Annotated in this window: 12 protein-coding genes and 1 tRNA gene; 5 read left to right on the forward strand and 8 right to left on the reverse strand. The window is 47.8% G+C overall.

Going from position 1 to position 14,792, the window contains the following annotated elements:
• Position 1: 1 nt before the first annotated feature.
• Together dapE and prmB are read left to right on the forward strand one after the other, a co-directional pair.
• The gene (gene dapE / locus ICN39_RS04520) at positions 2–1,153 is read left to right on the forward strand and encodes a succinyl-diaminopimelate desuccinylase (protein WP_216232886.1); all 1,152 of its coding nucleotides are present in this window, start codon (positions 2–4) and stop codon (positions 1,151–1,153) included.
• Positions 1,154–1,199: 46 nt separating this feature from the next.
• Positions 1,200–2,096 carry a 50S ribosomal protein L3 N(5)-glutamine methyltransferase gene (prmB, locus tag ICN39_RS04525; RefSeq protein ID WP_216232887.1) on the forward strand — a complete coding sequence of 299 codons (897 nt, stop codon included), beginning with the start codon at positions 1,200–1,202 and terminating at the stop codon, positions 2,094–2,096.
• A gap of 4 nt (positions 2,097–2,100) precedes the next feature.
• On the opposite strand, the gene radA is transcribed toward prmB, so the two are convergent.
• From radA to ICN39_RS04540, 3 genes are read right to left on the reverse strand one after another with little or no spacing between them, the layout of a single operon-like run.
• Positions 2,101–3,465: a DNA repair protein RadA gene (radA, locus tag ICN39_RS04530; protein WP_072583050.1), complete on the reverse strand. Its 1,365-nt coding sequence runs from the start codon at positions 3,463–3,465 to the stop codon at positions 2,101–2,103.
• Between the two features lie 38 nt (positions 3,466–3,503).
• Positions 3,504–4,001: a hypothetical protein gene (locus ICN39_RS04535; protein ID WP_255532288.1), complete on the reverse strand. Its 498-nt coding sequence runs from the start codon at positions 3,999–4,001 to the stop codon at positions 3,504–3,506.
• A gap of 5 nt (positions 4,002–4,006) precedes the next feature.
• The gene (locus ICN39_RS04540) at positions 4,007–5,950 is read right to left on the reverse strand and encodes a potassium transporter Kup (protein ID WP_216232889.1); all 1,944 of its coding nucleotides are present in this window, start codon (positions 5,948–5,950) and stop codon (positions 4,007–4,009) included.
• A 155-nt stretch (positions 5,951–6,105) separates the two neighbouring features.
• Here ICN39_RS04540 and ICN39_RS04545 point away from each other — a divergent pair.
• Positions 6,106–6,182 (forward strand) — tRNA-Met (locus ICN39_RS04545).
• 99 nt (positions 6,183–6,281) lie between these two features.
• On the opposite strand, the gene ICN39_RS04550 is transcribed toward ICN39_RS04545, so the two are convergent.
• The 5 genes from ICN39_RS04550 to ICN39_RS04570 are packed head-to-tail and all read right to left on the reverse strand — an operon-like array spanning position 6,282 to position 11,953.
• A complete protein-coding gene (locus ICN39_RS04550) occupies positions 6,282–6,653 on the reverse strand; it encodes a glycine zipper family protein (RefSeq protein WP_216232890.1) in 372 nt (123 codons plus the stop codon).
• Positions 6,654–6,675: 22 nt separating this feature from the next.
• Positions 6,676–9,099, reverse strand: coding sequence for a DNA internalization-related competence protein ComEC/Rec2 (locus tag ICN39_RS04555; RefSeq protein WP_216860957.1), 2,424 nt, complete (start codon positions 9,097–9,099; stop codon positions 6,676–6,678).
• Between the two features lie 55 nt (positions 9,100–9,154).
• Entirely contained in the window at positions 9,155–9,991 is an 837-nt protein-coding gene (locus ICN39_RS04560; protein WP_216232927.1) for a TatD family hydrolase, read from the reverse strand.
• An 11-nt stretch (positions 9,992–10,002) separates the two neighbouring features.
• Positions 10,003–10,698, reverse strand: coding sequence for an ABC transporter ATP-binding protein (locus ICN39_RS04565; protein ID WP_216232891.1), 696 nt, complete (start codon positions 10,696–10,698; stop codon positions 10,003–10,005).
• Complete coding sequence (locus ICN39_RS04570; RefSeq protein WP_216232892.1) at positions 10,691–11,953, reverse strand: lipoprotein-releasing ABC transporter permease subunit; 1,263 nt, start codon at positions 11,951–11,953, stop codon at positions 10,691–10,693. The genes ICN39_RS04565 and ICN39_RS04570 overlap by 8 nt, the downstream gene beginning before the upstream one ends.
• A gap of 46 nt (positions 11,954–11,999) precedes the next feature.
• Between ICN39_RS04570 and ICN39_RS04575 the strand changes: the two genes are divergently transcribed.
• Positions 12,000–12,980, forward strand: coding sequence for a hypothetical protein (locus tag ICN39_RS04575; RefSeq protein WP_216232893.1), 981 nt, complete (start codon positions 12,000–12,002; stop codon positions 12,978–12,980).
• An 18-nt stretch (positions 12,981–12,998) separates the two neighbouring features.
• On the forward strand, positions 12,999–14,759 hold the full coding sequence (gene recJ / locus ICN39_RS04580) for a single-stranded-DNA-specific exonuclease RecJ (RefSeq protein ID WP_216232894.1): 1,761 nt from the start codon (positions 12,999–13,001) through the stop codon (positions 14,757–14,759).
• Positions 14,760–14,792: the final 33 nt, after the last annotated feature.

A 14,792-nucleotide genomic window follows, 5' to 3' on the forward strand; every position in this document is an offset into this window, starting at 1 on the left:
CATGAGCGCCACACTTGAGCTCACTGAAGCTCTCATCGCCTGCCATTCCGTAACCCCAGCTGATGGTGGCTGCCAAGATTTAATTGCCAAACGCCTTCAAGCGATTGGTTTTCATACCGAGAGTGTGGTGAGTGGTCCTGAAAATTTCCAGGTCACCAACTTGTGGGCAATCAAAAAAGGCAAGGCCGGCGATCAAGGTAAAGTATTGGTGTTTGCAGGTCATACCGATGTGGTACCTACAGGCCCATTAGAGAAGTGGACCAATAACCCCTTTACCCCAACCATTCGTGACGGCATGCTCTATGGTCGTGGCGCAGCGGATATGAAGACATCCCTCGCGGGCTTTGTGGTTGCCACAGAAGAATTCGTCACTACGCACCCAGATCATGAGGGCTCTATTGCATTCTTGATCACCAGCGATGAAGAAGGTCCTGCTAACGATGGCACAGTCATCATGTGCGAGCGCCTACAAAAACAAGGACAGCGTTTAGACTACTGCGTCATTGGCGAACCTACTTCTGTAGATAAGCTTGGCGACATGATTAAGAATGGTCGTCGTGGATCCCTATCAGGTAAGCTCAAGGTGAAAGGTATACAGGCGCATATCGCCTACCCTCACCTTGGCAAGAATCCGATTCACCTGTCTGCACCAGCAATTTCTGCTCTAGTAGAAACCGAGTGGGACAAAGGTAATGAATATTTCCAACCTACTAGTTTTCAGATTTCCAATGTACATGCTGGCACCGGTGCAAATAACGTTATTCCTGGCGAACTGGTGATCGACTTTAACTTCCGATTCTCCACCGAGAGTAAGCCAGAACAATTGCGTGAGCGTCTAGAAAAGATTCTGAAGGATGCCGGTTTAGAGTTTGAGATTGATTGGGTATTAGGCGGTAGCCCATTCATCACTGGTGACGGCGACCTGGCTGGAGCCCTACGAAAGGCCATCAAAGCAGAAGCCAATATTGATACAGAGCTCTCCACTACCGGTGGGACCAGTGATGGCCGCTTTATCGCCAAGATTTGCAAAGAAGTAGTGGAGTTTGGCCCTCTCAATGCGACTAGCCACAAAATCGACGAGTGCGTCATCGTCGATGATGTAGTGCCACTGAAAAATATCTATCGCAAGACTCTTGAACAATTAATCGCTTGATCGATCAATTGCACCCCTGCCTTTTCTCCTAAAGAACCTCTCCATCATGGACCCTGAGCCTCAGCAACACCTTACCGTAAACCAGTGCATCAATCAGGTTGCACAAAAACTTGAGGCAGCAAACTTGCATTACGGTCACGGGGCAATTGATGCCCATAGTGAAGCTCTGTGGATTGTGAGCAAGCAGCTCAATCTCAGCCCAGCAGAGGCGTTGGATCACCTAGATGATGCAATCCCTGATAATCAACAGCAAAAAGCATCCGCTATTGCCGACACCAGAATCCTTACACGTAAACCACTTGCCTATATTTTGGGTGAAGCGTGGCTGATGGGAGTCCCTTTTTTCTGCAGCGAGCAAAGCATTGTTCCCCGCTCTTGGATTGCAGAGCTCATCGTAGATGGCTCACTAGAGACCTGGTTGCCAGCCGATGGTAAAGCGCTTGATCTTTGCACTGGTAATGGCTCGCTGGCAATTCTCTTGGCTCTGTCATGCCCAGATATTCATGTGAGCGCCTGCGATATCAGCATGCCAGCCCTCTCTGTAGCAGCCCGTAACGTCGATCGTCATGGCCTAGGCTCTCAAGTAGAGCTATTGAATGGCGATCTTTGGGATGCCTTGCCAGAACCCAATGAAGACAACCTCTTTGATCTCATCATCTGTAATCCACCATACGTGAATGCGGCTTCAATGAATGCGCTTCCTGCTGAATATCACGCTGAGCCAGAATTAGCTTTAGCCGGCGGAGAGGATGGCATGGATATCATCAGACGCATCATTGCGTCAGCGCCTGATTACCTATCTGAGCGTGGCGCTATCTTGCTCGAGATTGGTAATGAGTATGAGCACTTCAAAAAGGCTTTCCCACAAATTCCGGCAATCTGGATGGAAGTATCCGCAGGAGAAGAGCAAGTCTTATTAATACAAGCAGAAGACTTGCGCTAAGGAGTTAACTGAGTTCCGCAGCAGCAGCAATTGCTTGATCAATTCGCTCTACCGGAATTACCTTTAATCCCGGAATTTTGGTCTTCGGCATATTGGCTTTTGGGATGATTGCTACAGTGAAGCCTAATTTTGCAGCCTCTTTCAAGCGCTCTTGCCCACGCGGACATGGGCGAATCTCACCTGCCAAACCAACTTCACCAAATACGATCAACTCTTTTGGTAATGCGCGGTTTCGAATAGATGATTGAATGGCTAGAAGAACAGCTAAGTCAGCGGCTGGTTCAGAAATCTTGACGCCGCCTACCGCATTTAAGAAAACATCTTGATCAAAGCAGGCTACGCCAGCATGGCGATGTAGTACTGCTAAGAGCATAGCTAAACGAGCTTGCTCTAAGCCAACAGCTAAACGACGGGGATTAGGTACATGCGCTGTATCAACTAAAGCCTGAATCTCCACCAACAAAGGTCTACTACCCTCTTGCGTAACCAATACACAGGCGCCCGGAACCATTTGCTCATGTTGCGACAGAAAAATCGCTGACGGATTAGTTACACCGCGCAGACCTTTTTCAGTCATCGCAAATACGCCCAGCTCATTGACTGCGCCAAAACGGTTCTTAATCGAACGCACTAAGCGAAAAGAGGAATGGGTATCGCCCTCAAAATACAAAACAGTATCGACAATATGTTCTAAGACTCTAGGGCCAGCAAGATGACCATCCTTGGTAACGTGCCCGACCATCAGCACACAGATACCACTTGATTTAGCAGCTCTAGTGAGTTGCGCCGCACACTCTCGCACCTGCGCTACAGAACCAGGAGCTGAACTTAATACCTCGGAATACAAAGTCTGAATAGAGTCCACCACCAATACTTGTGGCTTTACGGTATCCATAATAGAAATCAGTTTTTCCAACTGAATCTCCGCCAACACTTCAAGCTGAGGTGCATCTAAAGCAATGCGCTTTGCACGCAGAGCAATCTGCGCAGCGGACTCTTCACCACTGCTATAGAGCACATTCATGCCAGCAGAGCTCATCTCCGCTAATGCCTGGAGCAACAAAGTAGATTTGCCAATACCAGGATCGCCACCTAGAAGCACAACTCCACCCGGAACCAATCCGCCACCCAGCACGCGATCAAACTCTTCGACCCCTGTACTAAATCTTGGCAAGTCTTCAGCGCTAATAGCGGATAACTTTTGTCTTGGCAGTGATTGCGCTAAACCCTGGAAACGAGCATTGGATGTCGTCTCAGGCAAACCCTCTTCTAAAGTATTCCAGGCTTGGCAAGATGGGCACTGGCCCTGCCACTTAGCAGAGGTGCCACCACAAGACTGGCAAATATAAATCGTTTTGACTTTAGCCAAGAGTTACCTAATGAAATGTAAAAGTAAATTAGAAGAAATTAATCGAGCTGAGTGCCCGCTTTATTTTCTTTTGCGCGCTTAGGTGCATCCTTACGTCGCTGCTCTAAGTCAGCAGCTCTTGCCGCAGCATCTTTCTGCTTCTGATCAAACTCTCCTTGATTAGCCGCTCGCTCAGCAGCCTTTTCAGGTGAAGCCCGCTCAGCAGCACGTTTAGCATCTTCTTGAGTCTTGAGGCTTTCACGAAGCTTGCGTTGCACTTCATGCAAAGCCACCTCTTGCTCGCGAATCGGATCAATTTCCTTGCGATAGTCCGCGCGAGCACTTCTCAAGCAAGAATTAACCCAGTAATTTTGGTAACACTCAGAAGATGCTTTACCCCAACGGTATTTAGCCCAGTCACGCTGCAACTCCAACTCTTGCTCGATCTTATTAAGCTGATCTAGTTCAGCCTCTTCGGCTGGAGAAGCCAGCGCAGGCCCACCCAAGGAAGTGGCAAACAATATTGAAATCAATATTGTTGAGCGGATAGAAAGCATTTTCCTCAAATCTCTACCTTCGCGCCCAACTCAACCAAACGGTTCGCAGGTATCTTGAAGAAATCCGACTGACGTCCAGCGTTTTGATACATCCAGCAGAACAATTTTTCGCGCCAAATAGCCATACCAGGTATTTCAGTAGAGACAATGGTATCGCGCGACAAGAAGAATGAGGTGTTCATCAAATCAAACTTCAGATCGGAGGCTTTTTCAATTAACTCAATAATTTGACCCATGTCTGGCGTTTCATTAAAGCCGTAAACCGCACGCACGACGTAGATGCCATTACCAAGATCGCGCAAGGTAATGCGCTCGCTGTCTTTTACATAAGGTACATCCCAAATACTGACCTTGAGGAAAAATACTCTTTCGTGCAATACATGGTTGTGCTTCAGGTTGTGCAAGAAAGAAACGGGTATATAGTCGACATGCGCCGTCAAGAAAACAGCTGTGCCCTCTACACGATGCGGAGGATGCTGCATTAATGCCTCAATAAAGCCCTTAAGCTCAATACCGTTATTCATTGCGTTCTGACGCAAAATCTTACGACCTTGATACCAAGTCATTAGCAATAAGAAGCATGCGGCACCGAGTAGCAGCGGGAACCAGCCGCCTTCCATAATTTTCAAAAGATTAGCAGTTAAAAAGGCTAAATCCACCACCAAAAAGGCGCTAATAACTAACGTTACCAACAGCGTATTCCAACGCCACACTACGCGCATAACAATAGCAGCTAAGAAGGTCGTTACGATCATGGTGGTGGTAACAGCGATACCGTATGCAGCTGCTAAATTTTCAGATTTCTTAAAAGCCAAGACCACAGCGATCACCAGAATCAACAGAGCCCAATTCACCAGCGGCATATAGATCTGACCAATCTCCCTATCGGATGTGTGTCGCACTTTCATGCGCGGGACAAAGCCCAATAGGATTGCTTGGCTTGTCATTGAGAAAGCGCCAGAGATCACCGCTTGCGAAGCAATCACCGTTGCAGCAGTAGCCAATATCACCAACGGAAATACCAAGAATTCAGGAACCATCAAAAAGAATGGGTTAGTAATAGTCTCTGGGTTATTTAAAAACATTGCACCTTGACCAAAGTAATTCAGGAGCAAGCAAGGCATGACAATAAAAAACCAACCCATACGAATAGGCTTCAATCCAAAGTGACCCATATCTGCATATAAAGCTTCAGCACCAGTCAACACCAGGAAGACCGCACCCAAAACAATAAAGCCTTGTAGCGAATGCTCAATCAAGAAGCGGATAGCAAACAGAGGATTAATAGCGGCAAAAATTGCTGGATTAAGAATGACTTGATGTACCCCCATCAATCCGATAGCAATAAACCAAACCATCATGATTGGGCCAAAAAGTTTGCCAACTAAATCAGTTCCTGTCTTCTGAATAAAAAAGAGGATGACTAGAATAAAAATAGTAATCGGTATGACATATCGCGTTAAATCACTTGATATCACCTCAAGACCTTCAACTGCAGATAAAACTGAAATTGCCGGCGTAATGATGGCATCGCCATAGAACATACAGGCACCGAACACACCCGCCATAATGATCAAAAGTGAACGCTTTGAATTCACAGGAGCAGTTCTTAAAGCCAAGGCCATCAGGGCCAGAATTCCGCCCTCACCATGATTGTTTGCACGCATCACGAATAAAACATACTTCAGCGAAACCACAATCGCAAAAGCCCAGAACACCATAGAGATCACACCATAGACCGCATCTGGTGAAAACGGAATTCCGTGCTCAGGACTAAAACATTCTTTTAATGCGTACAAGGGGCTGGTGCCTATGTCACCGAAAACCACGCCAATAGCAGCAAACATTAATGAAATTGAGGCGCCCTTCTTGTGAGGATGATCCTCTCGAGAAATCTCTACGGGCCGTAATAAGGATGATTCTGAAAACTCAGGATTGCTAACTGACATTAATAAACCTTAGCGTGATGTTGCGTGGCAATATGTTACTCCTTGCCGGCAGTGATTAAAACGAGAATTTCCTCAATAAAACGCCTTATTTATGCGTTATTTACAGGAATACCTCGACAGAGACCCCCAATAAATGGTAGAATTCCAGCTTCAGACGCGGGGTGGAGCAGTCTGGCAGCTCGTCGGGCTCATAACCCGAAGGTCGTAGGTTCAAATCCTGCCCCCGCAACCAAGATTTACGTACTAAGCCCTTAATTTTTAAGGGCTTTTTGCTTTTCTGGGCATTAAAAAAGCCTGATTTCTCAGGCTTTTTAGCTATTTCAGGGTGGATTTAGTTCAACACCTTGTAACCGCGACCACTCAAACACCTCTTCACAACTGCCTCTTGAGCCTGATTACCGGTAAATGCACCTCCTGCTCCACCAATGACAGCTCCTGCTCCAGCAGTCTGCAGGATGCCCGTCTTATTGCCACCAGTAACGAGCCCCAATAGGCCACCAACAACAGCACCAGCGCCAGCGCCTTTGGCCGCAGTCTCACCCATGCCTGATTGCTGTTGAGCATAAGCTTGGCACTCGCTTAAATCTTTCTCATAGGCAGCCTCATTGACACCCTTCATATCCACCAAAGGGCGAACGTTCGCACCAGCGCAACCGACTGTTACAGCGACAACCAAAGAACATAGAGTGAGTAGCTTTTTCATATGCGAATCCTTTTATTCAATTTCACATCGATCGATGCCATATCCGTTTTATATCATGCCGCAAAAACTGTGTCGAAGATTTTGAATTATTTTTAAATATCCAAGTTTGGGCACCTGTTTTCGGCGTTTGATAAAAAGGTATCTCCAAACCTTGATAGCGCGCAGTGACATCTGGATGTGGGTGTCCATAACGATTGCGATAGCCATTTTGCGCGAAAGCCTGACTAGGCTCCAATCTTTTGAGGAGCGCCAAAGAGGAGGAGGTTTTGCTACCATGATGTGGCGCCATAAATATTAGTTCCCTATCGCTAATTTCTTGCAACATTTCTTCATCTAAGCGCTCGGTAATTTCGGATTCGCCCTGCTTTTCAACGTCACCCGTTAACCAAAGAGAGCTTTGTTGATTTCGTACCTCCAGCACGCAACTCATTTCATTAGGCTTACCGGGATATTGTTCGGCAAACACCGTTTCTTCATGAGGATGCCAAATCACAAAGTCCACACCATCCCATGACCAGCGCTGACCAAAGCGACAAGGAACGGCTGGAATCTTCCTTGCCGCTAAATTGTGAAGCAGTGGATTGTTGCTAGGCAATGACCCCATCATCAAATTAAATTGAATATGCCGTAGAAGTGTTGCAGCGCCACCAACGTGATCGCTGTCGCTGTGGCTGATAACCATGCGATCAACCTGATTGATTCCTCTGCCACGTAGGTAGGGAAGAATAATTCTCTGCCCTGCATCATCTTTCTTGCCTTGAATGGGTCCCGTGTCGTATAGCAATCTCCTATTGGCTGTCTCAATCAGAACTGCGGTGCCCTGACCAATATCTAAAACAATTGCTCTAAATTCTCCTTGAGCAAGATGTGTCTTCAATTGGGTTGGCCAAATAAATAGGGGTACAGATAAAGAGACGCTAAGTAACCGTCTCTTCCATGATTCATCAACAGCACCAGGACGAATCGCATACACAATTCCGCACCCAGCTATCACAAGCATCCACCACTCAGGCTGTTTAGACCAAGCCACTGACCAACTCCAGCCCGCCATCCATTCCAGAATGATTGCAAGATATTCCATAGATGCATGCGCTGGCAATAAGAGCCAGCGACCGATAAATTCCGGAAGCAAAGCACCTGCAATTGCCAGCGGGGTCACGATATAACTTACTAGCGGAATAGCAAATGCATTAGCCAATGGTGAAACAATGGAAACTTGGTAAAACCAATACAAAGTAAAAGGCAACAGCGCCAGCGTGACAACAGCTTGCACGCGACATGCCTCACGAAGGGCTTGCCCCATACGATGCACCCAATGCATCTCCAATTCTTTTTCCGTAGGGATACCCAATAGGCCAGAAGAATCCCCCATGGCATAAAGAATGGCAGCCACTGCGCCAAAAGATAACCAAAAGCCTGGCGTATAGGGGGCCATGGGGTCAATCAATAATACGAATGCAAGAGCCCACCACCAGATATCAAAAGAACGTGGATTTCGGCCAGTCCATAAAGCAAATGCCACTACCCCAACCATATACATCGTTCTTTGAGCCGGAATCTGAAAGCCCGCTAACCACGCATAAATAAACGCAGTCACGAATCCTGAGACTGCAGCTACCTTGCTGACTGGGGCAATCAGAGGCCAAGTTCGTCGACGCCACAAAAATGCAGCAAATGAAGCGCCAACGCCTGCCAACATAGTTACATGAAGTCCAGATATCGATATGAGATGCCCAATACCCGTTGCATTAAATACTTGCCAGTCATCTTGATTGATGGCGTTCTGATCGCCCATTACCAAGGCAATCAAAACACCCACGTACCTCGCATCATTCGGCAACATAGACTGAATCTTTTTTCGTAGATGCCATCTCGCAAGCTCCATACGCAACTCAAGCTCTGTCCAGGCGATATCTTTATCCAGCAATAACTCACCGGACCTTACCGATCCGCTAGCCCCAAAGTCTTGGTGGAAGGACCAGCGCTCAAAATCAAAGGTATAAGGATTTAAGGAGCCATAAGGACGCTTTAGCTTTGCCCTGATCTTCCAGCGTTGTCCGGGAATAACTTCAGGAATTGCCTGGGGATTTCTCCAGGCCGGCTGCCAACTCAAATAAATTCTTTTTGGAAAGCGCTTAAGGACTGCTTTTCCAGAGACGATGTCATCAACCTCAAAAGCAAACTTGGCGCCAGATGAATTACTTTGTGACAATGCTGCAACCCTACCCTCAAGCATTAACTCCTTACCCTCCAGCTCTGTAGCAAGAACATTCTCCAAGCGGTTTTCTGCATATAAGGCATTCCATGCAAACCCCGCCACAAACAGCAAACCAATCGCTGCAAATTTTTTAAGCGGGGATTCATTAGGAATAAAGCAGCTAGCTAATAAACAAGAGATACCAACACCCACGCATGCATACACCCAATATTCCGGTAGTTGTGCCAAAAAGAGAAGGAGCGATCCCCCGGCAATAAATGCCGCAATAGCTAATCGCAAGAAATTAAGAGGCTAAGTTGAGGCTTGGATAGTCTGCGCAGAGGGCAGACCAACGTGGCAACACTTGCTGTGCATTAGCCCATATCGCTGAAGCAAATTCAGCGTCACTCACACCTCTAACCAAGGCAAGTTCCTTTGCAATCCGCGGCAAAAAAGCAGGCTCATTAAATGCAATACCCTCTCCCCTGAGCCATGCCGGCGGAATATCAGGTGAATCCGTTTCAGTCACGATACTGTCAAGCGGAAGTTCTTTTAAGAGTCTACGGATTTGCAAGGCACGCTCATAAGTCGCTGCGCCACCAAATCCTAATTTAAATCCGAGCTCAATAAATTGCTCGGCCTGCTGAAAGCTACCATTAAAAGCATGCGCTATTCCGCCAGGGATATTGTGGCGACGTAAGGCCTTCAAAATCGCATCCTGAGAACGACGCACATGCAAAATGACAGGCAATTGATACTTCTGAGCCAAATCTAATTGCGCATTGAAAAAGAATTCTTGTTTATGGGGATCTAAATCCTCTACAAAATAATCTAGCCCAATTTCACCAACACCAACAAAGCGTGGATCAGGAAGCGCCTCGATTATTTGCCTCTCAAGAGTGTCGATATCCCCTTCTTGAGCTTGATTTGTATACAGCGGGTGTATTCCCAAGGTATAGACCAAGCCAGGAATCTCTTGGCTATATTGATGGGCCAATTCTTTTACATTAGAGCAATCTGCTACCCGTACGGCAGGCAACAGAATTGCCTTGACACCTTTATCGGCAGCTCGTTGAATAACTGCATCTAGCGAGTCTGCAAACTCAGGGGCATCTAGATGGCAATGGGTATCGATCCACATGGGATGTCTACTCATGCCGAAAATGGCTTTAGTACTCCACGCTCTAAATGCAAGATCCGATCACAACGTTTAGCACGTACCGGGTCATGCGTCACTATCACAAAGGCTGTGCCTTGATCTCGAGCGATGTCCAACATCAAATCAAATACGCCGTCTGCAGTCTCGGTATCGAGATTACCCGTTGGCTCATCCGCCAGAACGCAAGCAGGATTGCCAACCAAGGCACGAGCTACCGCCACACGCTGACGCTCTCCCCCAGATAGCTCTCCTGGAGTATGGAGTTCACGTGCGGCCAAGCCAACTGCTTTGAGCATCTTGCTTGCGCGATCCATTGACTCATCGTTGCTGAGGCCGCGAATACGTAAAGGCAAAGCCACATTCTCTGCAGCACTAAATTCATCCAAGAGATGATGAAATTGATAAATAAACCCAAGACTATGGTTGCGAAGTTGATCTAACTTTTTAACCGATAAGTTGTTCAAATGAGATCCAGCCAAAATAACGGAGCCAGCGCTTGGGGTGTCTAAGCCACCTAACAAATGAAGCAAAGTGCTCTTGCCAGAGCCTGAAGAACCAACGATAGCCACCTTCTCCGATGGTGAAATATCCAGATCAATCGCCTTCAGAACCTCTACCGCAGTAGGTCCTTGACCATAGGTCTTGGCTAAGCCTCTGGCCTTTAGTACCAGGCTATCTACATTACTCATAACGTAAGGCCTCCGCAGGCTGTACCTTCGCAGCACGACGACTTGGATAAAGCGTCGCCAACACAGAGAGGCCAAACGCCATTAATCCCACAGTCAGCACATCACTAGCCCGAACATCGGAAGGTAGCTCGCTAATGAAGTACACCTCACGCGGCAAGAACTGTACGCGGAAGATAGCCTCAATGACTGGCACGATGACATCAATGTTCAGGGCAATTATTAGGCCTAATGCAACACCAACTAAGGAGCCCAGAAGACCGATCGACAATCCCTGAATTAAAAATATTCTTTGAATGAGTCCAGGACTTGCGCCCATAGTTCTCAGAATGGCAATGTCAGCTTGCTTCTCGTTCACCGTCATGACTAGAGTGGAGACTAAATTAAATGCAGCCACGGCAATAATCAAAGTCAGAATAATGAACATCATTTTTCTTTCAGTCTGTACTGCCGCGAACCAATTACGATTTGATCTTGACCAATCAGTCACCCAAAGCGCCTGAGGAACAATGCCCGCTAACTCATTAGCAACTTCTGGGGCCCGCTGCATATCATCCACCTTGATACGCAAGCCAGACGGATCATGTAGACGCAGCAGGGCAGCGGCGTCCTTCCAGTGCATGATGGCTAAGGAGCTGTCGTACTCATAATGGCCACTATCAACAATGCCGACTACCTGCAGTGTACGCATGCGTGGCATAGCACCTGCTGGAGTTAAATCACTCTCGGGAACAATTAAATTAATACGATCACCTACGTGCGCACCAACAATCGCCGCAAGTTGTGCGCCCAGAGCAACACCGAAACTGCCCGGCTTCAGGTCGTCAATATTGCCAGCAACAAATTGTTTTGGTAAATCCGATACCTTACCTTCTTCGCTAGGCAAGATGCCACGAATAGCAACTCCGCGCATCACTCCTTCACGGGTCAATAAGCCTTGCGAACTTACCATGGGCGCTACACCAATAACGTGTGGTTGAGCCGCAACCTTCAGTGCAAGTGGCTCCCAATTTGCCAAGCCATCAGGAGCGGTAATTTCCACATGAGAGAGCACCGACAACATGCGATCCCGCACTTCCTTTTGAAAACCATTCATTACCGATAGAACCACTATCAGCGCGGCAACCCCTAAAGCGATGCCAGCAGTAGAAATTCCGGAGATGAACGATAGGAAGCCATCACGCTTCCCCACCGTCTTACGACGCTTGGATCGGGTGTAACGCAGGCCAATTTCTAGCTCAATAGGAAGTCTCAACATAGCCACAGTTTAGTGAATCGCGCGGACAAACTGATGGAATATCTAAATGCCACCTAAAATCAGGGGAATGACTGCGAATCCCACCTCCCCCAAGGCCCCGCTACGCCGCTTCACCCTGATGCTTTCAGGGGAAGATGCGCTAGATGAGCTTGACAGTAGAGATAGCCCCCATAAAGGACTGCCTCATGAGCGCTTTTTGCTCGGAGAGTTACTTCCTCTTGCCCCGGTCTTGCTTCTTGGGCAATCGAATCAAGAAATTAATCCAAACGAAGTCATTGCCTGCTTACAGCCAGTTCATCTGCACGCCACTCGAGATCACCTCATTTTGATGGGGCAAAACCAGATTGATCTGACCTCTGAAGAGTCGGCTCAGCTACTACAAGCAGCTTTGCCTTTTATCGAGGAAGATTTTCAGGACTCTGTACTGTTTCATAACCAGCATTATTGGTTTGTTCCTGCTGGCCCATTTTCTAACTTAGTCACTTACAGTGTGGACCAGGCACATGGCCGGAATATTGATTGGTGGATGCCGCGTGATACCCGAGAAGAAGGTATCGCTAAACGTTGGCGCAAACTTCAAAATGAAATCCAAATGCTTTGGCATATCGGCCCCGTCAATGAAGAGCGCGGACAACGTGGCATGCCCAGCATCAACTCAATCTGGATTAGCGGTATCGGTAAGCTCAGTGATGTTCAAGCACCAGCATTATTAAAAAACTCACAGCGCCTCATCGGCACACACCCTATACTGGCTGGCCTTTCAAGGGTATTAAGCCTGCCACACGAAATCGTCCTGGATGAGAAAAACTTGCTTGGCACCTTCGCCTGGCTTGATCAGCCACAAGCGGCTTGGCCAAAGTTAAGCGCGGCACTACTGAATAAACAATTGGATGAAGTGATGATCATTGACTTTCCGAAGGGTAAAGTTCGTGAACGCATTTTCACAGCCAAAGATCTCAATAAAAAATCATGGGCCTTCTGGAAAAAAGCAGAACCCCTGACTTGGAAAGAAATTAGTCAGTCATGAGTTACGCATGAGTTTTATATGAATTTATTTTCTCAACGCCCCTTCTCGGAACGCACCGCTACCTGGTTAGCGCAGAGCGGTTTACATCCACTTCTAGCCAGACTCTATGCCGCTCGTGGTCTGCAATCACCGGAAGAACTCTCACTTGATTTAAAACAACTGCTTTCGCCAGTAGAACTGAAGAATTGCATTAGCACTGCCGCTTTACTCGCCGATATCCTTGAGAAAAAAGAGCCCATGCTCATCGTCGCAGACTATGACTGCGATGGCGCGACCGCATGTGCTGTGGGTCTGCGTGGCTTACGCTTGCTGGGCGGCCCCGAGACTCCAATTCAGTTTCTAGTTCCGAACCGCTTCACGATGGGCTATGGACTGACGCCTGAAGTTGTTGAGCTGGCAGCACAGCAATCCCCAAAACCCAAATACCTCATCACCGTGGACAACGGCATCGCTAGCGAAGCAGGTGTAGATCGCGCCCGCGAACTGGGTATGGAAGTGATTGTGACTGACCATCATCTTCCCGGCGATAACTTACCTAAGGCTTTAGCTATTGTTAATCCCAATCAACCCGCTTGCAGCTTTCCTAGCAAAGCACTCGCTGGTGTTGGTGTGATGTTTTACCTGCTTGTCGCGCTGCGCGCTGAACTTCGTAAGCGTGGAAAATTTACAAATGAGACTCAACCTAAAGTAGAGAACCTGTTAGATCTTGTCGCCTTGGGTACTGTTGCTGACGTAGCGCAACTCGACCGCAATAATCGAGTGTTAGTTTCCAACGGCTTGAAACGTATTCGCGCTGGGATATCTCAGCCAGGCATTCAGGCGCTATTTCAAGCGGCAACTCGAGACCCACGTAAAGCAAATACCTTTGATCTAGGCTTTGCTATCGGCCCTAGACTCAATGCTGCTGGGCGTCTAGCAGATATGACCTTAGGCATCCGCTTGCTACTCACTGACAATACGGATGAGGCACTCAATCTTGCGCATGAACTCGATCGCATTAATCGCGAACGCCGTGTGATTGAAACGGGCATGCAAGAAACTGCCCTCTCTCATCTTGCCGAAGATCAGCTTGACGGCACTATGGCTGAGCGCACCAGCATTTGCCTATGGAACCCAGAATGGCATCAGGGCGTTGTTGGTATTGTGGCTTCACGACTGAAGGAGCGCTTTAATCGCCCAGCGATTGTGTTTGCACCTGCAGACGGCAGCACGGGGGAAGAACTCCGCGGCTCCGGTCGTTCCCTTATCGGCTTTCATTTAAGAGATGCCTTAGATCTTGTTTCAAAGCGTGAGCCTGGACTCATATTGAAGTTTGGTGGTCATGCGATGGCTGCAGGCCTCACAATTCGGAAAAGTGATTTTGAAAAGTTTGATGCCTGCTTTCAGGAAGTAGCAAATGGCTTATTGACGGATGAGTTACTAGAACGTCGCCATGCCCACGATGGCGAATTAGAGCTCTCTGAATTTACCTCTGAAATTGGGGACCTACTGGCCGAAGAGATCTGGGGTCAAGGCTTCCCTCAGCCCGTTTTCTACGGGGAATTTGAGATTACCCAGCAAAGCCTGATGAAAGAAAAGCATTTACGACTGATGGTTCGCCCCATCGGCAGATCCGAACTCAAGCCGACGAACAAACCATTTACCGCCGTTTGGTTTAACCGCACTCAAAGCCTGCCAGCCAAAGCTAAATTAGCCTATCGCCTTGTAACCGACCGTTATCAGGGTCAAGCCCGTGTGCAGTTGATGATTGAGGCCCATGACGAGGCAGCCAGCACCTAAGGGTCCAGGGCAATAACCCCCTTATAATCAAGG

Origin of the sequence: Polynucleobacter sp. AP-Reno-20A-A9 (assembly GCF_018882085.1) — a bacterium.
Lineage (GTDB): Bacteria > Pseudomonadota > Gammaproteobacteria > Burkholderiales > Burkholderiaceae > Polynucleobacter.

Excerpts from the sequence above, each read along its gene's own strand:
- dapE (WP_216232886.1), top strand. The coding sequence starts at position 2 with ATGAGCGCCACACTTGAGCTCACTGAAGCTCTCATCGCCTGCCATTCC.
- prmB (WP_216232887.1), top strand. The coding sequence starts at position 1,200 with ATGGACCCTGAGCCTCAGCAACACCTTACCGTAAACCAGTGCATCAAT.
- ICN39_RS04535 (WP_255532288.1), bottom strand. The coding sequence starts at position 4,001 with ATGCTTTCTATCCGCTCAACAATATTGATTTCAATATTGTTTGCCACT.
- ICN39_RS04540 (WP_216232889.1), bottom strand. The coding sequence starts at position 5,950 with ATGTCAGTTAGCAATCCTGAGTTTTCAGAATCATCCTTATTACGGCCC.
- ICN39_RS04550 (WP_216232890.1), bottom strand. The coding sequence starts at position 6,653 with ATGAAAAAGCTACTCACTCTATGTTCTTTGGTTGTCGCTGTAACAGTC.
- ICN39_RS04560 (WP_216232927.1), bottom strand. The coding sequence starts at position 9,991 with ATGTGGATCGATACCCATTGCCATCTAGATGCCCCTGAGTTTGCAGAC.
- ICN39_RS04565 (WP_216232891.1), bottom strand. The coding sequence starts at position 10,698 with ATGAGTAATGTAGATAGCCTGGTACTAAAGGCCAGAGGCTTAGCCAAG.
- ICN39_RS04570 (WP_216232892.1), bottom strand. The coding sequence starts at position 11,953 with ATGTTGAGACTTCCTATTGAGCTAGAAATTGGCCTGCGTTACACCCGA.
- ICN39_RS04575 (WP_216232893.1), top strand. The coding sequence starts at position 12,000 with ATGCCACCTAAAATCAGGGGAATGACTGCGAATCCCACCTCCCCCAAG.
- recJ (WP_216232894.1), top strand. The coding sequence starts at position 12,999 with ATGAATTTATTTTCTCAACGCCCCTTCTCGGAACGCACCGCTACCTGG.